This window comes from Cryobacterium roopkundense (assembly GCF_014200405.1).
Lineage (GTDB): Bacteria > Actinomycetota > Actinomycetes > Actinomycetales > Microbacteriaceae > Cryobacterium > Cryobacterium roopkundense.
Genome location: NZ_JACHBQ010000001.1, coordinates 103,474 through 121,903 on the forward strand (window position 1 = coordinate 103,474; position 18,430 = coordinate 121,903).

Consider the following 18,430-nt stretch of genomic DNA (forward strand, 5'->3'; position numbering starts at 1 on the left):
CGTGTCCGAACACCACATCCACGCATGACCAGCAATCAATACAAAGAGCGACAGTGAGGCTATGGCCAAAAAAGACGGTGTCATCGAAATCGAGGGCGCGGTAGTCGAAGCTCTGCCCAACGCGATGTTTCGCGTTGAGCTGTCCAACGGCCACAGAGTTCTTGCCCACATCTCGGGCAAGATGCGTCAGCACTACATCCGCATCCTCCCGGAGGACCGCGTGATCGTTGAGTTGAGCCCTTACGATCTGACCCGAGGCCGGATCGTCTACCGCTACAAGTAACGGATGCTGTAAGTAACGGCTTGGGGCATTCCCCAGGTACGAAGACAGCGAGAACAAGGAATCACCATGAAGGTCAAGCCCAGCGTCAAAAAGATCTGTGACAAGTGCAAGGTCATCCGCCGTAACGGCAACGTGATGGTCATTTGCGAGAACCCGCGTCACAAGCAGCGCCAGGGTTAGGGCCTTGGCAGGTTTGACCGCCTCACGGTTGTCGAGCTTGTCGAGACACGGCTCTACCTCAGTAGTACATAACTAAATAGCAGTTCCGGGAGCCCCGCGGGGTGACACCATCGGTTGGAGGCCGGTGTACAGGAACTGCTACAGACCTCCATCCAGTAACAGGAGACACAATGGCACGTCTAGCCGGCGTCGACATCCCGCGCGACAAGCGCGTGGAAGTTGCATTGACTTACATTTACGGCGTGGGCCGCACGAGGGCACTCAAGACCCTCGTCGACACCGCGATCGACGGCAACATCCGAGTCAAGGATTTGAGCGACGACCAGCTCGTCCTGCTCCGCGACTACATCGAAGGAACCTTCAAGGTTGAGGGTGACCTCCGCCGTGAGGTTGCCGCCGACATCCGCCGCAAGGTGGAAATTGGCAGCTACGAGGGTATTCGCCACCGCAAGGGCCTGCCCGTTCGCGGTCAGCGCACCAAAACCAACGCTCGCACCCGCAAGGGCCCGAAGCGCACCGTAGCCGGCAAGAAGAAGGCGCGCTAGGCCTCGGCCTAGCCCGTCTCGCCTTTAGGATTCAGGAGAAATTCATGGCACAACCCAAGTCGGCCGTACGGAAGCCGCGTAAAAAAGAGAAGAAGAACATTGCTGTGGGCCAGGCCCACATCAAGAGCACCTTCAACAACACGATCGTGTCGATCACGGACACCACCGGTGCCGTCATCAGCTGGGCCTCGTCGGGCCAGGTTGGCTTCAAGGGTTCACGTAAGTCGACCCCGTTCGCCGCACAGCTCGCAGCCGAGTCGGCTGCTCGCCAGGCGCAGGAGCACGGCATGAAGAAGGTTGACGTCTTCGTCAAGGGCCCCGGATCGGGACGCGAAACCGCGATCCGTTCGCTTCAGGCCGCTGGCCTCGAGGTCGGTTCGATCAACGATGTCACTCCGCAGGCGCACAACGGTTGCCGCCCGCCGAAGCGTCGTCGCGTTTAACGCACTGTTGTAGGTCTCGGCCGGCCGGGCAACCGGCCGGCCGGGACACCTTTCTCTTTTCTTAACACCTCGTAATTGCAAGTGTCATATAGCGGACACTTAGCCGAAAGGAATTAACAGTGCTTATTGCACAGCGTCCCACGCTCACCGAAGAGAACATCTCGGAGTTCCGGTCCCGGTTCATCATCGAGCCGCTCGAACCTGGCTTCGGTTACACCCTCGGGAACTCACTTCGCCGCACCCTGCTCTCGTCGATCCCGGGCGCTGCTGTAACCAGCATCCGCATCGATGGCGTGCTGCACGAGTTCAGCACCGTTCCCGGTGTCAAAGAAGATGTCACCGAAATCATCCTCAACATCAAGGGCCTCGTTGTCTCCAGCGAGCACGACGAGCCCATCACCGCGTACCTGCGCAAGCAGGGTGCCGGTCAGGTAACCGCCGCTGACATCTCGGCTCCGGCCGGCGTCGAGGTGCACAACCCTGAACTGGTCATCGCAACCCTCAACGACAATGCGAAGTTCGAACTCGAACTCACCATTGAGCGTGGCCGTGGTTACGTGTCCAGCGCGCAGAACCGCAACGAGTTCTCCGAGGCCGGCCAGATTCCGGTCGACTCGATCTACTCGCCCGTTCTCAAGGTCACTTACCGCGTCGAGGCAACTCGTGCCGGTGAGCGCACCGACTTCGACCGCCTCGTCGTTGACGTGGAGACCAAGTCGGCGATCACGCCTCGCGACGCGATCGCATCCTCTGGGCGCACGCTGACCGAGCTGTTCGGTCTGGCCCGCGAGCTCAACACCGCGGCCGAAGGCATCGAGATCGGCCCCGCGCCGGTTGACGCTGTGCTTTCGACCGAGTTGTCGATCCCGATCGAGGACCTGGACCTGTCGGTTCGTTCGTACAACTGCCTCAAGCGCGAAGGCATCAACAACGTCAGCGAACTGGTCGCCCTCTCGGAGACCCAGCTGATGAACATCCGCAACTTCGGACAGAAGTCGGTTGATGAGGTGAAGGACAAGCTCGTTGAGCTCGGCCTGTCCCTGAAGGATTCGGTTCCCGGATTCGACGGAGCGCACTTCTACAGCGGCTACGAAGAAGAGACCAACTAAGGCTCGTCTTCGCGACTGCCTTTCGATTTTTTGATACTGGAGATTACCAATGCCTAAGCCCACAAAGGGGCCCCGTCTCGGTGGCGGCCCGGCGCACGAGCGCCTCATGCTTGCGAACCTGGCTGCTGCCCTGTTCACCCACAAGTCGATCAAGACGACCGAGACCCGTGCCAAGCGCCTGCGTCCGCTCGCCGAGCGCATGGTGCAGTTCGCCAAGCGCGGCGACCTGCACGCCCGTCGTCGCGTTCTCGCGACGATCACGGACAAGTCCGTCGTGCACGAGCTCTTCACGGTTATCGCCCCGCAGGTCAACGAGCGTCAGGGTGGCTACACGCGCATCACGAAGCTCGGTTTCCGTAAGGGTGACAACGCTTCGATGGTTCAGATGGAACTCGTTCTCGAGCCGCTGACCCCGAAGGTCAAGCACTCGAAGACCTCCACGGTAACGGCTGAGAAGCCTGTTGTCGAAGAGGTTGTCGTTGCTGACGCCGAGGTGGCTGACGAAGCTGCCGCCGAGGTCGTCGTGGAGGAGCCCACCGAGGCTGCCGTCGACACCAAGGACGCCAAGTAACACCACGCTTCACTAGGAAGGGCCCGACTTCGGTCGGGCCCTTCCGCCGTTAACCCGCCCCGCCCCCGCCCGCTCCCCAAATCCGCTGGTCGAGCAGTGCCCGCCAGGGCGCGTGTCGAGACCCCGTGAGCCGATCGCGCGGGCGCGCCCACCCCCACACCGTTGGGTGTTGCTCGACAGACCCGACAACCGGCGCCGGTTAGGGTTGGAGCATGACTAACGAGCTGCGCCCTCTGAGCGAACGCGTGACCGCACCTCATGACCTGAGCGTTCCGGTTCACCAGGAGATCGCCCGGTGGCGTCCCGCCAAAGAGGACGACATCGACGGCATCTGGCAGCTGCGCGAAGCGATGGGTCGCCTCGACCACCCGAATTACCTCACCACGCGCGGCGCGATCGCCGCCGACTTCGGCTACTCGCACGTGAACGCCGCGCTCGACTCGCTCGTGGGTCTCGACGCCGCAGGGCGCATTGTCGCCAACGGAATGGTGCTCTTTCCCCCTCGCCAGGAGACCCTCGTTCGCTCCATCCTGATCGGCGGGGTGCACCCCGACCTTCGCGGCCGGGGGATCGGGCGTGAGCTGCTCGCCTGGCAGGTCGGGCGCGCGAAACAGCAGCTCGCGTCATCGACGAAGACTCTCCCCGGCTGGATCTTCGCTTACGCCGACGAGCGCGCGCCGCAGAGCGCGCACCTGTTCGAGCGCGGCGGACTCGACCTCACCCGCTACTTCCTGGCGTTGGAGCGGGCCCTCGACGAGCCGGTGCCTGCGGTCGAGCCGGCCGACGGCATCCGTATTGCGGTGTACACGCCCGCCGATTCTGCGCAGGTGCATGTGGCCCGCGACGACGCCTTCATGGACCACTGGGCGAGCCAGCCGATGAGCGACGAGAACTGGGCGGCGTTCGTGAACGGCCGTTGGTTTCGGCCGGACCTCTCGTTCGTGGCGTGGGCTGGCGACGAGGTCGTGGGCTTTGTGCTCTCGACCGCCAACGAGAACGTCTGGAAGACCCAGGGCTTCACGGGCAGCTACATCGACCTCGTGGGTGTGACAAGCGGATGGCGCGGTCGGCACATTGCCCAGTCCCTGCTCGCCGCCCAACTCGAGGCCGGGCGCGCGCTCGGCCACGACCGGGCCACCCTCGCCGTGGACTCCGACAGCCCCACCGGTGCCCTCGGGCTCTACACCGGCATGGGTTTCCACGCCGTGCACCGCAAGATGGCGTACACCCTGCAGTTCTAGAAGCCCCGGCGTCGATCGGGTCGAGCGTGCACCCGAAAGCGGCTCGGGCGGGCGCTATACCGCGAGCCCCAGCTGCTTTCGGGCGCAGGACCTCGGGCCGAGCCTGGAGAACTGGCACCGCCTAGGCTGGAGGCATGGTTGAAAGTGTGCGTCCACTGAGCGAGCGGGTGTCTGCCCCGTTCGAGCTCGTCCTGCCCGAGCACTCCGATGTCGCCCTCTGGCGCGCGGCCACGCTCCAAGACATCGACCAGATCTGGCACCTCATGCAGGCCATGGGCCGTGTCGACCATCCGAATTACCTTGCCACCCGCGAAGAGGTCGCCGACGACTTCGGTTTTACCTTCTTCGACCCGGCAGTCGACTCCCTGCTCGGATTTTCCGCCGATGGCCTCCTCCTGGCCGTCGGCTTCGTCACCCTGTCTCCCGGCCAGCGCACCCTCGTGAAGTCCACGGTGGCCGGCGGTGTGCATCCCGAGTGGCGTGCTCGCGGAATCGGGCGAGTGCTGCTTGAGTGGCAGCTCGGTCGTGCGCGGCAGCAGCTCGCCTCTTCGCAGGCGACGCTGCCCGGGTGGATTCAGTCCTATGCCGACGAGCGTGCGCCCCAGTGTCACCGACTTCTCGAGCGGGCCGGGCTCACGGTGGCGCGGTACTTCGTGGAGTTGGAACGGGTGCTCGCCGATCCGATTCGGGACTTCGAGCTGGCCGGGGGCATCCGCTTGGCGCCGTATGCGCCCGACATGTCTGCGGCCGTGCACACCGCGCACGACGAGGCCTTCGCCGACCACTGGTCGAGCCAGCCGCTCAGCGACGAGACCTGGAATTCGTTCATCGCTGCGGAGACGTTTCGGCCCGACCTCTCGTTCGTCGTTTACGGAACTGATGCCGATGGTCACGAACACGTGGCCGGCTACCTGCTCAGCACGGTGAGTGAGGACGACTGGGAGGGTGCCGGATTCAGCAGCAGCTACATCGCGCTCGTGGGAGTGCTGCGGGAGTGGCGCGGACGCCACATTGCGCAGGCTCTTCTCGCCGCGCACCTCGAGGCGAGTCGGGCGGCCGGGCACCAGCGGGCGACCCTCGACGTGGACACGGACAGCCCCACCGGTGCCGTCGGTCTCTACACGGGCATGGGATTCGCTGCCGCGCACCGCGAGCTGGTCTTCACCGTCGAGTTCTAGGTGGTTCAGGCAAACGAGCGGATGCCTCTGCGGGGTTCCCCGAGGCGCGTGCTCGTTCTCGGGGGCACGGCCTGGCTCGGCCACGAGATCGCGCGCCAGTTGGTGTCCCGCGGCGACGAGGTGACCTGCCTGGCGCGAGGCACGAGCGGTGGCGTGCCCGCCGGGGCGAATTTCGTGGCCGCGGATCGTATGTCGCCGACGGCATACGAGGCAGTGCGGTTTCGGGACTGGGATGAGGTGATCGAGTTGTCGTACGACCTGTCGTCCGTGGGGCCGGCCATCCACGCTCTCGCCGAACGCACCACGCACTGGACGCTGGTGTCGAGCGTCTCCGTATATGCCTCCAATGCTGAACCCGGCGCTGATGAGACGTCTGAGCTGGTCGCACCCGTGGACCTCAGCGATTATGCGCAGGCCAAAGTGGCGGCCGAACGCCGAACACTCGGGGCACTAGGTGACCGGTTGCTCGTTGTACGGCCGGGGCTCATCGCGGGCCCGGGCGACGGCAGCGACCGGTTCGGATACTGGGTGGCTCGACTCGCCCTCGCAGGGTCGGGCACGGTGCTCACGCCCGAATGCGCAGATCGGTCCGTTCAGGTCATCGACGTACGGGACCTGGCGAGCTGGCTGATCTCGGCCGGGGCTGAGGGCGTGGTGGGTGTCGTCAACGCGGTGGGCGACGTGCATGGCCTGTCGGAGACGCTCACCCTGGCGGCGGAGGTCGCCCAGTTCGAGGGGCGACTCGTGGCGGCGGCCGACGACTGGCTCAGAACTCAGGGCGTGAACTATTGGGCTGGCCCGCACTCCCTGCCGCTGTGGCTGCCGCACTCCGATGCCGCCTTCTCGCAGCGGAGCAACTCGGCGTTCGTGGCCGCCGGCGGCACACTGCGTGGTCTCAGGGAAACGCTGGTCGATGTCTGGGAAGACGAGACTGCGCGTGGGCTCGACCGCGGCCGTCGCGCCGGCCTCACTCGATCCGAGGAACTCGAGCTGTTGAATCAGCTTGCCGCTTCTGCCCCGTAGCGACGACGGCCGCGACAGGTTATCCAACGTATTTTGGAAGGAAAGCTTTCGAAAGGATTTTTTTGAGGCTAGAGTGAGCGCATGAACAGCGCTGACGAGAGTCCGGAACGACGTCAACCCGACGCGGATGTCGTGACTGAGGCATCCGCTTTGGCGGCCCTTGCGCACCCGCTGCGCCTTCGGGTGCTGGGGCTCCTCCGCATCTATGGCCCGTCAACGGCAACCCGGCTCGCAGCGAAGTGCGACACATCGCCGGCCCTAATTAGTTACCATCTCAGGACACTCGCGGAGGCGTCCTTCATCGTGGCCGCGACTCCGGACGACCTGGCGGGGTTGAGCACGCATGGGCGCGATCGATGGTGGAAGGCGGCGGCCCGCACCACATTCACCAAGACCCCGCCGGAGCACGACCCAGCCGCCTTGGCCGCACACGACGACTTCGCCGCGGCAGTGTTGGCGCTTTACACGGACCGGGCCCGCTCCTGGCTCGGCGCACAGCATAAATGGTCGCGTGATTGGCAGGAGGCAAGCACTTTCAGTGACGCCTCACTGCTCCTGACCGCCGACGAGACGCGTGAGCTCAAGAGCGAGATGGCCGAGCTCCTCGGCCGCTACCGCCGGCAGAAACCCAGTGCCCGCCCGGGCGCTGGCTCTGCGCCCGTGGGGGCCGCGCTGGTTGCCGCCCAATTCCTGATCTTTCCCGACCCGGAGCAGGACCCGCCCCACGACACCGTGGCATGAGCGAACATCCTCGCCTCGCCCTGTCGGCCGTGCTCACGGCACATGCTCTCTCGCAAACCGGTAACGCGATCACTGTGCTCGCCACACCCTTCTATGTCTTGGCTCAGGGCGGCACGGGCGTTGAGGTCGGGATCGCCGCCACGTTCGCCACGGTCCCTATTGTTCTCGGTGGCCCTCTGGGCGGGGCCTTGGTCGATCGCGTCGGGCACAGGCTTTCGAGCGTCATAGCGGATGCAGCGAGCGGCGCGACCCTGGCGGCCATCGCCATTCTGGCCGCGACCGATAATTTGCCGTTCTGGGGATTCCTGCTGCTGATCTTTCTCAGCGGGCTGCTGGATACCCCGGGCAACACCGCGCGCCACGTTCTGCTGCCCACTCTCGCGATGGCGAACCGAATACCTCTGGAACGCGCCGTCGGGTTTGCGACGGGGGTCGAACGGGCCGCGATGCTCATTGGAGCGCCACTGGGAGGGGTTCTGGTGAGCGTTCTTGGACCTGCAGTGGCCTTCGGCACTACTGCCCTCAACTTCGTCGCAGCCGCGGCCTTGGTCCTGCTGTGTGTGCCGCGGCCAGACAGGAGCAGCTTTGACGACCTCGGCGCGGGGGAGGGCGTCGTTCATCGGACCTCCTATTGGCAGGATCTCGGAGAAGGATTCAGGTTCGTATACAGCAATCCGTTGTTGCGGCTGATTATTCTCGTCGTCTTTCTCACGAACCTTCTGGATGCCGCTCGGTTCTCGGTTCTCCTGCCGATTCACTCGACGGCTTACCTTCAGGGAGCTGTTGCGGTGGGCCTTCTTACGGGAGCGCTTGGCGGAGGAGCCCTCATCGGTTCGCTCCTGTACGGATTCTTCGGCCAGAGGTGGCGGCGGAGGCCCCTGTTCATTGCGGCGTTCGCGATCACGGGAGGCCCGCTTTCAGCCGCTCTCGCGTTGCAGGCGCCTCTGGTGAATATTGGCTTCCGAGGGAGCCGGGGGTGGTGCCTGTGAAGGCCGCTGTACCAAACCATGAATCGTGTCGTTCAGAGCCACAGTTGGTGTTGTTGAGAGCCACCTGAAAAGCTCCTTCCATCACGTGAGGGCCACGTGGTGGAAGGAGTACCGGTAATGGTACGGAAGATCAAGGCGAAACTCGTCTTGCAGTTACGCAACCAAGGCTTGTCGGGCAGAGCGATCGCGTCGGCGCAGGGCATCGCCCGCAATAGCGTCCAGACCGTGCTCGAGACGGCGGACAGGCTCGGCCTCGGCTGGGACGACGTCGAGGAGATGCCGGAGGCCGAGGTCTATACGGTGTTGTTTCCCGGCCGTGGAGTGCACGAGTCCGTGTTCGCGCAGCCGGATTGGGGGCGGGTGCACACCGAACTAGCCCGGGTCGGGGTGACGTTGAAGCTGCTGCACCAAGAGTACGTCGACACATCGGGTCAGGCGCAGGCGGTGATGAGCTATGACCGGTTCTGTCGGCTCTATGGCGACTTCGCTGCCGTCTCGGGCGCGACGTCGCGCGTGGGTCACAAGGCCGGCCGCAGCATCGAGGTTGACTGGTCTGGGCCCACGATGCAGCTGCTGGACCCGACGACGGGCGAGATCTCAAAGGTGTATTTGTTCGTCGCGTGCCTGCCGTTCAGCCGATACGCCTTCGTGGAGGCCACGTTGGATATGCGGCAGGAGTCGTGGCTGCGCGCCCACGTGGCGATGTTTTCCTTCTTCGGCGGCAGCGTCCCGCGCCTGGTCCCCGACAACCTGAAGACTGGGGTGATCTCTCACCCTCGAGAGGGAGAGGTCGTTCTCAACGACGCCTACCGTGAGATGGCTGCGCACTACTCTGCCGCGGTGCTGCCGGGCCGCGTCCGGGCACCTAAGGACAAGGCGAGCGTTGAGAACACAGTTTCGCATGTCGCGACCTGGGTCATCGCTAGCCTCAGGCAGGAGCAGTTCACATCCCTGCCCGAGCTGCGGGTCCGGATCTACGAGCAAATCGATGCTTACAACCGCCAGCCGTTCCAGAAACGGGACGGGTCCCGGTTGAGTGTCTTCACCGCCGAGGAGAAGCCGTTGATGCAACCGTTACCGGCGGCCCCGTTCGAGATCAGCACGTGGACCTACAAGCGCAAAGTGAACAAGAACGCTCACGTGGTCTGGGCGAGGAACTTCTACTCCGTTCCGTTCCGCCACATCGGCGCTCAGGTCGACCTTCGCGTCACGGACACGATGCTGGAGGTCTATCGCAACGACGAACGCTTGACCAGTCACCTGCTGCTGCCAGCAAGCACGACGAACCAGCATCAGACAAACGACGCGGACCTGCCCGAGGGCCGCAGCTTTCAGGCCTGGGATCGGACCCGGATCGACGAGTGGGCGGCCCGGATGGGACCTGCCACGGTCACAGTGATCGGGAAGATCTTTGAAGCTGCGTCGATCGAGGAGGCCGGTTACGACCCGGCGTTGGCAGTGTTGCGGCTGTCACGCCGGTTCTCGCCGACTCGGGTCGAGGCCGCCTGCGCACTGGCCTTGCGAGGTCCGATCCGCTCGCCGAGGTATGCGCACCTTCGGCCGATCCTCGACACCGGACAAGACAAAACTGGCCACGTCCCTGACAAGCCGGAACCCGATGACGGTGGCTACGTCCGCGGCAGCGCCTACTACGCCGGAGGCACCCGATGAGTCCGCTGGACACAGAGACCAAGCGCAAGCTGCGGGAGATGAATGCTGGCGAGTTGCTCGCGGCGATCGACACCCAAGACGAGACGCTGAGCATCAGTTTGTCGTTTGAAGAGCGGGTCCGGTTGGTCGTCGATGACGCCTACTCCGCCTTCACGCACTCGAAGGTCGCCGGGCTGATCCGGCGGGCGGGGTTGCGTTATCCCAACGCGGATCTCCGCCGCATCGACCTGCTCGACGAGCGGGGCTTGAACCGGCAGCTGCTGGCCCAGCTCGGGACGTGTTCGTTCGTTGCCCGGCAGCAGAACGTTGTGTTTCAGGGGTTCACCGGATCGGGGAAGTCGTATTTGGGCTGCGCGATCGCCAAACGCGCTTGCGAGCATCGCATCCGCGCTCATTACGTCCGCATGCCCGACCTCGAGGAAGCCTGGGTGGCCGCCCAAGACACCACCGGCGGCAGCGGGAAGTTCTTGCGCAAATATGCTTCCTTCACCCTGCTCGTCATTGATGAATGGTTGCTTGACCGCCCGACGGAATCGATGCGCGGCATGCTGCTTGAGCTGATGGAACGTCGCTATGGCGAGAGCTCGACGGTGTTCTGCACCCAGTATCAGCAGAAGGACTGGCACCAGCGACTCGGCTCCGGGGTTCACGCCGACGCGATCATGGACCGCATCATCCACAACACTGTCTGGGTCGAGACCGGCACCTACAACATGAGAGAGCAAGCGGCCCTCACCAGCGCCTAACGAACCGGCGAAGAGAGCCAGTGGCTCCCAGCCGGACCACCACTGGCTCTCTTCCGCACGAACGGTGGCTCTGAACCGCACGATCGGGTGGCTCTCAAGGCATCAAATACTCACTCTGGTCGTGCTCGTCGTGCTCGCAGCTTTCGTGGGGCTGGCTGCAGGGATTATCAACCCGATCATTGGGGTGCTCCAACTCCAGCTGGCCCCGCCTGCGATGCGGGCGCGTGTGCACAGTCTGATGGTCGCGGGATGCTGGGCGGGCATCCCCATTGGCGCGCTTCTCGGGGGCATTGCGGTCGAAACTCTCGGCCTGACAGCCTCCTTCGTGATCGTCGGAGTCGTCTACGTGCTGGTATCCCTCGCCCCGCTCACTGGCGGCGCATGGAAGGGCATGGGGCCGTTTCGGCCTGATGCTCGGTAGAAGTGACCAGCGGCTTAGCGGCCGGGTGTCGTCCAAGGGTCGATGAGGTCGATACCGAGCCCCTGAAAGTCCTTGATGTTTCTCATTGCCAGGGTGGCCCCTCGAGTCTGGCAGATAGCGGCGATCATGCCGTCCTCGACGCTCAGCGGGTGCCCGGCTGCCCGGCGAGACTCCTGCAATGCAGCGTAGGTGCGGGCCGCGTGTTCATCGTAGGGGAGCACCTGTTCACGGTAAAGAGCGAGGGTTTGTTCGATGGCCGACATCAAGCCATCGCGACGGTGACCGGGGGGCAGGAGGCGAACGCCGGTCAAGATCTCGCCGACGGTGATCGACGTGAGGGCAAGATCCTCGTTCACGTGGCCCAGCCAGAAAAGTACAGCGGTGTCCGGGCGAGATCTCAGCGGCTCAGATAGGACGTTCGTGTCCAGAATGATCACGTCAAGTCCACGTCCTGTGGGACAGATCGGGCCGGCACCGGAAGTTCGTCCACTGCGTGTTCAGCTGCCATCGTGAGCCACGCAGCGGCGAAGTCGCCGCCAACGACTGCGGCACTGAGAATCGCCCGGGCCTCGGCCTCCATCGATTGGTTGTGGGCAGCGGCCCGAAGCTTGAGTCGGCGTTGTACTTCGTCATCGAGGTTGCGCACTGTTATGACCGCCATCTGCTTCTCCTTGCTCCAGTGCTGTCAATGCTGTCATTTCACGAATTCCTGAACAGGGGCCTTCTGCACTGGGACCTGTGTCGGGCAGGCGCGAGGCGTGCGATTACGGCGGCAGTACATTCGTCAGCGGCGAGCACTTAGCAGGCTTGAAGGCCCAAATTCGCTCTAGAGTGCCTTGACCATCTCGAGTTCGTTGGTGCTGGGATCGAGATTGTAGGGAATGGTCTCGCCGGTGGCGGAGAATCCCCGGTGCTCGTATGCCGCGATCGCGCGGGCGTTGTGTTCGTGAACGTGGAGGGTGAGACGACGGCCCTCGGTGGCCGCCCACGTCTCGACGGCGGTCAGGAGAGCATCCGTTACTCCGGCATCGCGGCCCCGGGAGTCCGGCGTCACGTAAACGCCCACGAGGAGGGCGCCGACGGTCGGGTCAACGTAACCGGCCATCGTTCCGATCCAGTGCCCGGAGGCGTTGATTGCCACAACAGCGGTGCCGTGCTCGGCGCTGCCGCGTCGGCCACGCATGCGCCACTCGGCCTCGTCGCAACCGAGAGCCTCGTCGAGACTCTCCATGTAGGCGGTGGGCGTGTCCCGAATCATCTCCAGGCGCAGGTCGCGAACCTCGCGCCAGTCGGCGTCAACGGTGGGTCGGAGGGAAAACGTCTGAGTGGTCACCCATTCGAGCCTAGCTCTCGAGTGTGAATGGTGGGTCCGAAGTTACGCTCTGGGGCCGGGAAGGCAGTGTCTGGCTACGCAACGAGCCCCATTTTCTTCCCGCGGCGCGGCGTACCGGATCGCGCAAATGAATCCCCTTTACGATTTCAGTGAGATAGCGATTGCTCCATTGCAGACGGTCATGCGCCACTTAGATATGGGCATCTCACTGAAATCGTAAGGGGGAAATGAATTCGATTTTCTGCCAGACTTTCATGACATTTCCTCGTCTTATTGTTCTATTGGTGGGAGAATGGGGGCATGTTAACGACGCAGAAGTCAGGTTCCGAGGTGGTCGCCCTACTGGAGAGGGCAGACGCCTCGGCAGCTGCTGCGTTGGCGGAGGTGAACTTCCAGCAGTTCACCGGGGATGAGGCCCTGGCCGTGATGGCGGCGGTGGAAAAGCTTGGGCGCCGGGCGGATGGGGCTCGGGTGGCGTCGGCGACAGACGTGGCCAGCCGGGCGGATTCGGCCCTGGGTCATGAGTCCCTGGCGTATAAGAACGGATGCCGGGGTAAGTACGAGCTGATCACCGCCGTGACACGCATCTCGGGTTCGGAGGCGAAGCGGCGGATGCGGCTCGGCGGCCTGGTCACCGGGGCCGCGACCGCCGCCAGCGGGCTGCTGGGGCAGGAGGTGCCGGTGCAGCATCCGGCGGTCGCCGAGGGGCTCGCGTCGGGTGAGTTGGGGGTGGATGCGGCGGAGGTGATCGTGACCGCCCTCGAACCTCTGTCGCGGCGGGTCGCTCCGGCGGACCTGGATCGGGCGGAGCGGGCGCTGGTGGCGTCGGCGACGGGAGCGATCACGCCCGAGACCGAGGGACTGCCGGGGGCGGGGATCGCATTCTCCGCCGACCTCATCCGGGCGCAGGCCCACGAATGGGAAGCCCGCCTCGACCCCGACGGCGCCGCCCCCAGTGACGATACGACGGCGGCCAAAAGCACCGTCGGGTTCGGCCGGCTCAAGGCTGGCCTCTATCCCTTGCGGGGCGGGGTGACGCCGGAGCTCAAGGGCATCATGGACGGCATCTTCAACACGTTCCTCTCCGCCCACGCCGCTCCCGCTTTCCCCAGTGCTGAGCAGCAGGCGTTGATCGAAGCGGGAGAGCTGATTCCCGGGGCGGAGGAGTTCGACGACCCGCGCACTGGCGGTGAGAAGCGAGCGGATATTCTCCGGGGCGTGTTCGAGTCGAAGGCGCGGGACGCGAAGACACCGAGCATGGGCGGGGCGGCGCCGGTGGTGATGGTGCACGTGAATGCTGCGGACCTGAAGAGCGGCACGGGTGTCGGGTGGGTCGACGGGGTGGAGGCACCCATCTCACTGCGAAACGTGCGGCAGAAGATGTGCGCCGGCGGGTATCAGGAGGTGTTCCTCGGCGAAAACGGCGAGGTGCTGCGGCTGGGTGAGAAGAAGCGGTTCTTCACCCCCGCCCAGCGGAGGGCGATCGCCGCTCGCGATGGAGGATGCGTCATGGTCTCGACAGGCTCGACCCGAGCCAGTCTAAGGAGCGGCGGCGTGGGCGGAAGTTCACCACATTATCCCGTGGCAACACAAGGGAAAGACCGACATAGACAACGGATGCTTGCTCTGTTGGTACCACCATGCCACCATCGACACCTCCGGGTGGCAGATCCGCATGGTGCGCGGCCGCCCGGAGGTACGCGGTCCGGTGCTGTTCGACCCGACTCGCACCTGGCGACCCGCCGCCACCCACCGCGCCAATACGGCCAGCTCCGCATCGGGCTAGAACTCTGCCCAAGCCCAAGCCCAAGCCCAAGCCCAAGCGTCCGGCAGGCTACGTGCTACACGGCGGCCGGCTGCAGACGGTTCTCGCCGGGGAGGCGCTGGGGAGGCAACTCAGCGAGGCGCTGCAGGGCCGTGGTGACGGCATCCGCGTAGATCTGGCTGCCCGTGGGCCCCGGGTGCACGCCGTCGCCGGCCAGCAGATCGGTGTGCGGCGCGATGGCGTCGTGCCAGTTCGCGAGCTCGACCAGCCGATTGCGCGCCGAGAAGTCGGCGAGGGAGGCGTTCACGCCCTCGGTCCAGTCCCGGTCGGCATACGCGTTCACCAGGATGAGTTTGCGGTCGGGGCCGATCACGCGTTCGATCTCGATCAGCTCATCGGCCTTGATGGGGCCGTTGGTGCCGAGCCCGACAACGACGATCGGGCGCAACGTACCCGCGCGAGCCAGCTCTTCTAATATGCCAGCTGCGGAATACATGCCACGGGATACCGCAGCATCAATTGAGATGCCCGGGAAAGTCGTCTGCAGCTCGGCCGCGGAGGCGAGCATCACCGAGTCGCCCACCGCGGTGATGAGGTCACCGCCAGGCAGTGGCGCGGGAGTCGAGGCTGCCTGCTGCGCCGCCTCGGCCGCTGCCTTCGCGGCCTCGTCGAGTGCCTGCTGTCCCCGCTCAATTTCGACCTCTGCCGTGGCGGTGGCCGGCGCGGTCGCGAGGGCCGCAGCGGTCCCGCCCGACACGAGCAGCACCGTCACGGCGAGTACCGCCACCAGAACCCGGCCTTTCGCATGCAGGCCCCACAGCGTGCGCAACCGACCGACGACACCACGAATGCCGTCCCGTCGTACCGGCTGTTCCAGCCAGCGGTACGAGGCACCCGCCGCAGCGAGCGTCAGCACCGTCGCGAGCACCGCAATGAGAGCGACCCGGAGCGGTGTCGACGGCCCAGGCAAGCCCACTTGTAGTAGAACGAGCACCGGCCAGTGCCAGAGATAGATGCCGTAGGACCGCTCCCCGATGTAGCGCAACGGTGCCACGTCGAGGGCCCGCCCGAAACCACCACCACGAACGCCGGCCCAGATGGCCACGGCCGTGAGCACGCTGACGGCAGCGAGACCGCCACGGTAGGTCTCCGTTCCGCCCTCGGGCAGCACGGCCGCGGCGATGCCGATCCCGACCAGGGCGGCCCCGCCGAGCCACGGGCGCAGCCGCGGCAGCTCGTTGCGGAGCCCTGCGGGTCGGCGCAGCAGTAGCGCCAGCGCGGCACCGGTGAACAAGCCGAAACTGTGGGTGTCCGAACCGTAATAGACGCGGGTCGGGTCAGCGCCCGGCTGGTACAACACCCCCATCCACAGCATCGACGCGACGGCCAGAAGGGCCACGACGGCAAGTCGAAGGCGGGCGCTTCGGATGAGCAGAATCGCGAGTAGCAGCAGTGGCCAGATCACGTAGAACTGTTCCTCGACGGCCAACGACCAGAGGTTGCGAAACAGCTCGGGCTGATCGGCGGCGAAGTAGCTTGCGTCGCCGGCGATCGAAATCCAGTTGTAACCAAAGGTCACGGCGCCGAGCAGTTGAGCGCCGAGCCCAACGAGGACGTCACCGCCGATGAGCCAGGCCGCCGTGCAGCTCAGGAGAATGAGCGGAACGAGGGGCGGAACCAGGCGCCGTGCGCGGCGCTGCCAGAAGTTTCGAAGCGATACGCGGCCGGTGCGGGTGCGCTCGGAGACCAGCAGCCCGGTGATCAGGAACCCGCTGATCACAAAGAAGACATCCACACCGATGAATCCACCCGGCAGGGCGCTCGGGAAGAAGTGGTAGATGACCACCGCGATGACGGCAATGGCTCGCAGGCCGTCCAGCCCCGCAAGCCGGCCAGAACGCTTCTCGAACGTGGGGACAAGTGCCGACGTACCGGCCGCTTCGCGGGCAGAATTACTGGGGGAAGTAGCGCTGGGAGGAGTGTCGACCAGACCGGTCTCAGATGTTTGTGGGGGATTCATAAGCAAGCGCCTGTCGGGGCGGACCGAAATTCGGGACGGGCTGAACTTCGGCTTCAACGATAACCCGGGTGAGTCACCTAGTCTTGTTCCTGTGAATCTTTCTGTGCCCATTGTCGGCCCGCCGTGGTCGCCGACCACGCGCATCCGCTTGGACGTGGCCTACGACGGCACCGACTTCGCCGGCTGGGCGCGTCAGCCGGGCTTTCGCACTGTGCAGGGCGAGATCGAAGACGGCCTCGCCACCATCCTGCAGAAATATCCACCACACCCCACCCTCATCGTGGCCGGGCGAACGGATGCCGGGGTGCACGCCAGAGGACAGGTCGCCCACTTCGACCTCACGCCGGAACAGGCCGATTCGCTCATTCGCGTGAAGCGCGGCACCGGCGACCGCCCGCCCGTGGCCCTCGCCACGGCTGTACAACGGCGGCTGAGCGGCATCCTCGTGACCCAGCCGGACATCGTGCTGCGCACGGCAACCGTCGTGCCGGTGAGCTTCGACGCCCGGTTTTCGGCACTGTGGCGCCGCTATGAGTACCGCATCTCCGACCTGCACGCCCTGCGAGACCCGCAGCAGCGCCTGCGCACCACCTGGCATCCCGGCAAGCTTGACGTGGCCCTGATGGACGCCGGGGCCGCCAACCTGGTGGGCCTGCACGACTTCGCCGCGTACTGCAAGCCGCGGCCCGGCGCCACGACCATTCGCACCCTGCAGGACTTTCGCTGGCGCCGCGATGACGACGGCGTGCTCATCGCCACCCTCACAGCGGATGCCTTTTGCCACAGCATGGTGCGCGCCCTCGTGGGGGCTTGCGTGGCCGTGGGGGAGGGGCGGCTGGAAGCGGACCGCCTCGTGAACCTGCACATTGAGCGATCGCGAATTGTGGAGTTCAAGGTGATGCCTGCTGAAGGTCTCACCCTGATCGATGTGGGCTACCCACACGACGCAGAGCTGGCCATTCGCGCCGTCGAAACCCGCAACCGCCGCTCGATGCCGGTCGTCTGAACAGTCGGAGCCGCACCGGAGTTGCGACGGGGGTGAACAGAGACTAGTGTTGACCCTTGATGTCTGCGCGTTGCAGCGCGACATACGAACGTGAGCCCTCCATCGACAGTGTTTGCATCACGCAAACACGCCCGGAGCGGGATTCACGAACACCTCCGTTCGAAAAGAAGAAAGCAGCACAATAGTGACGCGCACTTATACCCCCAAGGCAAGCGAACTCCAGCACGACTGGGTTGTCATCGATGCCACCGATATCGTTCTCGGACGTCTGGCCAGCCACGCGGCAGTTCTGCTTCGCGGCAAGCACAAGGCAACCTTTTCCCCGCACATGGATGGTGGCGACTTCGTCATCATTGTGAACGCGGACAAGATCGCTTTGACCGGCAAGAAGCTCGACCTGAAGATTGCTTACCGCCACTCCGGTTACCCGGGCGGCCTCACGGCAACCAACTACTCCGAGATGCTCGAGAAGCACCCCACGCGTGCGGTTGAGAAGGCGATTCGCGGCATGCTGCCGAAGAACTCGCTCGGCCGTGCACAGCTGACGAAGCTCAAGGTCTACGCCGGCCCCGAGCACCCGCACTCGGCTCAGCAGCCCAAGCCGTACACCCTCGGCCAGGTCGCGCAGTAGCGCTGACCCACCAGACTTTTCGACTCTAGAAAAAGGATTCAACCCATCGTGGCGCAGATCGCAGACCAGATTGACGCAACTCCCGAGAGCTACTCGACCGAGACTCCCGCGGAGACCGTAACCAAGGCGCCTCGCGCCGTCCTCAACGTTCCCGGCGCAGCCGTGGGCCGTCGCAAGCAGGCCATCGCCCGCGTGCGCATCGTCCCCGGTTCCGGAACCATCGTTGTGAACGGCCGCGAGTTCGCCGATTACTTCCCCAACAAGCTGCACCAGCAGCTCATCAACGACCCGTTCAAGGTTCTTGACCTTCTCGGCTCGTACGATGTCATCGCTCGTATCACCGGTGGCGGCCCCTCGGGCCAGGCCGGCGCGCTTCGCCTCGGCATCGCACGCTCGCTCAACCTGATCGACGAAGAGAACAACCGCGCCATCCTGAAGAAGAACGGCTTCCTGAGCCGCGACGCTCGCGTCAAGGAGCGCAAGAAGGCCGGACTCAAGAAGGCCCGTAAGGCGCCTCAGTTCTCTAAGCGCTAA

At 64.7% G+C, this 18,430-nt stretch carries 22 protein-coding genes; 18 read left to right on the forward strand and 4 right to left on the reverse strand.

Translation table 11 applies throughout. From position 1 onward, the window contains the following. Positions 1–61: 61 nt before the first annotated feature. The 14 genes from infA (at position 62) to BJ997_RS00590 (ending at position 11,141) form a co-directional block, all read left to right on the forward strand. Positions 62–283, forward strand: coding sequence for a translation initiation factor IF-1 (infA, locus tag BJ997_RS00525; protein ID WP_035834638.1), 222 nt, complete (start codon positions 62–64; stop codon positions 281–283). A gap of 66 nt (positions 284–349) precedes the next feature. After that, positions 350–463, forward strand: a complete 114-nt coding sequence (rpmJ, locus tag BJ997_RS00530; RefSeq protein WP_035834639.1) for a 50S ribosomal protein L36 — start codon at positions 350–352, stop codon at positions 461–463. Positions 464–633: 170 nt separating this feature from the next. Beyond that, positions 634–1,008 (forward strand): 30S ribosomal protein S13, encoded by a 375-nt coding sequence (rpsM, locus tag BJ997_RS00535; RefSeq protein ID WP_035834640.1) that lies wholly within the window; start codon positions 634–636, stop codon positions 1,006–1,008. A 44-nt stretch (positions 1,009–1,052) separates the two neighbouring features. Next, the gene (gene rpsK / locus BJ997_RS00540; protein WP_035834641.1) at positions 1,053–1,451 is read left to right on the forward strand and encodes a 30S ribosomal protein S11; all 399 of its coding nucleotides are present in this window, start codon (positions 1,053–1,055) and stop codon (positions 1,449–1,451) included. 119 nt (positions 1,452–1,570) lie between these two features. Next, positions 1,571–2,560 (forward strand): DNA-directed RNA polymerase subunit alpha, encoded by a 990-nt coding sequence (locus tag BJ997_RS00545; protein ID WP_035834642.1) that lies wholly within the window; start codon positions 1,571–1,573, stop codon positions 2,558–2,560. 49 nt (positions 2,561–2,609) lie between these two features. Beyond that, positions 2,610–3,131: a 50S ribosomal protein L17 gene (rplQ, locus tag BJ997_RS00550; RefSeq protein ID WP_035834643.1), complete on the forward strand. Its 522-nt coding sequence runs from the start codon at positions 2,610–2,612 to the stop codon at positions 3,129–3,131. 212 nt (positions 3,132–3,343) lie between these two features. Then, the gene (locus BJ997_RS00555; protein WP_035834644.1) at positions 3,344–4,372 is read left to right on the forward strand and encodes a GNAT family N-acetyltransferase; all 1,029 of its coding nucleotides are present in this window, start codon (positions 3,344–3,346) and stop codon (positions 4,370–4,372) included. Between the two features lie 134 nt (positions 4,373–4,506). After that, the gene (locus tag BJ997_RS00560; protein WP_035834645.1) at positions 4,507–5,550 is read left to right on the forward strand and encodes a GNAT family N-acetyltransferase; all 1,044 of its coding nucleotides are present in this window, start codon (positions 4,507–4,509) and stop codon (positions 5,548–5,550) included. Continuing rightward, positions 5,551–6,573 (forward strand): NAD-dependent epimerase/dehydratase family protein, encoded by a 1,023-nt coding sequence (locus tag BJ997_RS00565; protein ID WP_236628699.1) that lies wholly within the window; start codon positions 5,551–5,553, stop codon positions 6,571–6,573. Between the two features lie 81 nt (positions 6,574–6,654). Then, positions 6,655–7,314, forward strand: coding sequence for a helix-turn-helix domain-containing protein (locus BJ997_RS00570; protein ID WP_052541840.1), 660 nt, complete (start codon positions 6,655–6,657; stop codon positions 7,312–7,314). After that, positions 7,311–8,303, forward strand: coding sequence for an MFS transporter (locus tag BJ997_RS00575; protein ID WP_183323205.1), 993 nt, complete (start codon positions 7,311–7,313; stop codon positions 8,301–8,303). The genes BJ997_RS00570 and BJ997_RS00575 overlap by 4 nt, the downstream gene beginning before the upstream one ends. Positions 8,304–8,420: 117 nt before the next feature. Further along, positions 8,421–9,974 carry an IS21 family transposase gene (gene istA, locus BJ997_RS00580; RefSeq protein ID WP_183323206.1) on the forward strand — a complete coding sequence of 518 codons (1,554 nt, stop codon included), beginning with the start codon at positions 8,421–8,423 and terminating at the stop codon, positions 9,972–9,974. Beyond that, positions 9,971–10,720 (forward strand): ATP-binding protein, encoded by a 750-nt coding sequence (locus BJ997_RS00585; RefSeq protein ID WP_035840942.1) that lies wholly within the window; start codon positions 9,971–9,973, stop codon positions 10,718–10,720. Before istA ends, BJ997_RS00585 begins: the two co-directional genes overlap by 4 nt. Before the next feature lie 64 nt (positions 10,721–10,784). Continuing rightward, a complete protein-coding gene (locus BJ997_RS00590; protein WP_183323207.1) occupies positions 10,785–11,141 on the forward strand; it encodes a hypothetical protein in 357 nt (118 codons plus the stop codon). 14 nt (positions 11,142–11,155) lie between these two features. Here BJ997_RS00590 and BJ997_RS00595 read toward each other — a convergent pair whose 3' ends face one another. The 3 genes from BJ997_RS00595 to BJ997_RS00605 form a co-directional block, all read right to left on the reverse strand. Further along, positions 11,156–11,578 (reverse strand): type II toxin-antitoxin system VapC family toxin, encoded by a 423-nt coding sequence (locus BJ997_RS00595; RefSeq protein WP_035840918.1) that lies wholly within the window; start codon positions 11,576–11,578, stop codon positions 11,156–11,158. Further along, on the reverse strand, positions 11,575–11,802 hold the full coding sequence (locus tag BJ997_RS00600; RefSeq protein ID WP_035840916.1) for a FitA-like ribbon-helix-helix domain-containing protein: 228 nt from the start codon (positions 11,800–11,802) through the stop codon (positions 11,575–11,577). The genes BJ997_RS00595 and BJ997_RS00600 overlap by 4 nt, the downstream gene beginning before the upstream one ends. Positions 11,803–11,967: 165 nt before the next feature. Then, on the reverse strand, positions 11,968–12,474 hold the full coding sequence (locus BJ997_RS00605; protein ID WP_035840913.1) for a GNAT family N-acetyltransferase: 507 nt from the start codon (positions 12,472–12,474) through the stop codon (positions 11,968–11,970). 300 nt (positions 12,475–12,774) lie between these two features. Here BJ997_RS00605 and BJ997_RS22125 point away from each other — a divergent pair, with 300 nt between their 5' ends. Beyond that, positions 12,775–14,412: a DUF222 domain-containing protein gene (locus BJ997_RS22125; protein WP_183323208.1), complete on the forward strand. Its 1,638-nt coding sequence runs from the start codon at positions 12,775–12,777 to the stop codon at positions 14,410–14,412. Here the strand turns inward: BJ997_RS22125 and BJ997_RS00615 are convergent. Next, complete coding sequence (locus tag BJ997_RS00615; protein WP_052542616.1) at positions 14,316–16,259, reverse strand: acyltransferase family protein; 1,944 nt, start codon at positions 16,257–16,259, stop codon at positions 14,316–14,318. The genes BJ997_RS22125 and BJ997_RS00615 overlap by 97 nt on opposite strands. Before the next feature lie 91 nt (positions 16,260–16,350). On the opposite strand from BJ997_RS00615, the gene truA reads away from it, so the two are divergent. The 3 genes from truA (at position 16,351) to rpsI (ending at position 18,430) form a co-directional block, all read left to right on the forward strand. Next, complete coding sequence (gene truA, locus BJ997_RS00620) at positions 16,351–17,265, forward strand: tRNA pseudouridine(38-40) synthase TruA (RefSeq protein ID WP_169743182.1); 915 nt, start codon at positions 16,351–16,353, stop codon at positions 17,263–17,265. 184 nt (positions 17,266–17,449) lie between these two features. Further along, positions 17,450–17,896: a 50S ribosomal protein L13 gene (gene rplM / locus BJ997_RS00625; protein WP_035839293.1), complete on the forward strand. Its 447-nt coding sequence runs from the start codon at positions 17,450–17,452 to the stop codon at positions 17,894–17,896. Between the two features lie 48 nt (positions 17,897–17,944). Beyond that, positions 17,945–18,430, forward strand: a complete 486-nt coding sequence (rpsI, locus tag BJ997_RS00630; RefSeq protein WP_052542615.1) for a 30S ribosomal protein S9 — start codon at positions 17,945–17,947, stop codon at positions 18,428–18,430.

Bases quoted from the DNA above. Each gene is read 5' to 3' on its own strand.
- infA (WP_035834638.1), top strand. From the start codon at position 62: ATGGCCAAAAAAGACGGTGTCATCGAAATCGAGGGCGCGGTAGTCGAA.
- rpmJ (WP_035834639.1), top strand. From the start codon at position 350: ATGAAGGTCAAGCCCAGCGTCAAAAAGATCTGTGACAAGTGCAAGGTC.
- rpsM (WP_035834640.1), top strand. From the start codon at position 634: ATGGCACGTCTAGCCGGCGTCGACATCCCGCGCGACAAGCGCGTGGAA.
- rpsK (WP_035834641.1), top strand. From the start codon at position 1,053: ATGGCACAACCCAAGTCGGCCGTACGGAAGCCGCGTAAAAAAGAGAAG.
- rplQ (WP_035834643.1), top strand. From the start codon at position 2,610: ATGCCTAAGCCCACAAAGGGGCCCCGTCTCGGTGGCGGCCCGGCGCAC.
- BJ997_RS00555 (WP_035834644.1), top strand. From the start codon at position 3,344: ATGACTAACGAGCTGCGCCCTCTGAGCGAACGCGTGACCGCACCTCAT.
- BJ997_RS00560 (WP_035834645.1), top strand. From the start codon at position 4,507: ATGGTTGAAAGTGTGCGTCCACTGAGCGAGCGGGTGTCTGCCCCGTTC.
- BJ997_RS00570 (WP_052541840.1), top strand. From the start codon at position 6,655: ATGAACAGCGCTGACGAGAGTCCGGAACGACGTCAACCCGACGCGGAT.
- BJ997_RS00575 (WP_183323205.1), top strand. From the start codon at position 7,311: ATGAGCGAACATCCTCGCCTCGCCCTGTCGGCCGTGCTCACGGCACAT.
- istA (WP_183323206.1), top strand. From the start codon at position 8,421: ATGGTACGGAAGATCAAGGCGAAACTCGTCTTGCAGTTACGCAACCAA.
- BJ997_RS00585 (WP_035840942.1), top strand. From the start codon at position 9,971: ATGAGTCCGCTGGACACAGAGACCAAGCGCAAGCTGCGGGAGATGAAT.
- BJ997_RS00600 (WP_035840916.1), bottom strand. From the start codon at position 11,802: ATGGCGGTCATAACAGTGCGCAACCTCGATGACGAAGTACAACGCCGA.
- BJ997_RS22125 (WP_183323208.1), top strand. From the start codon at position 12,775: ATGTTAACGACGCAGAAGTCAGGTTCCGAGGTGGTCGCCCTACTGGAG.
- BJ997_RS00615 (WP_052542616.1), bottom strand. From the start codon at position 16,259: ATGAATCCCCCACAAACATCTGAGACCGGTCTGGTCGACACTCCTCCC.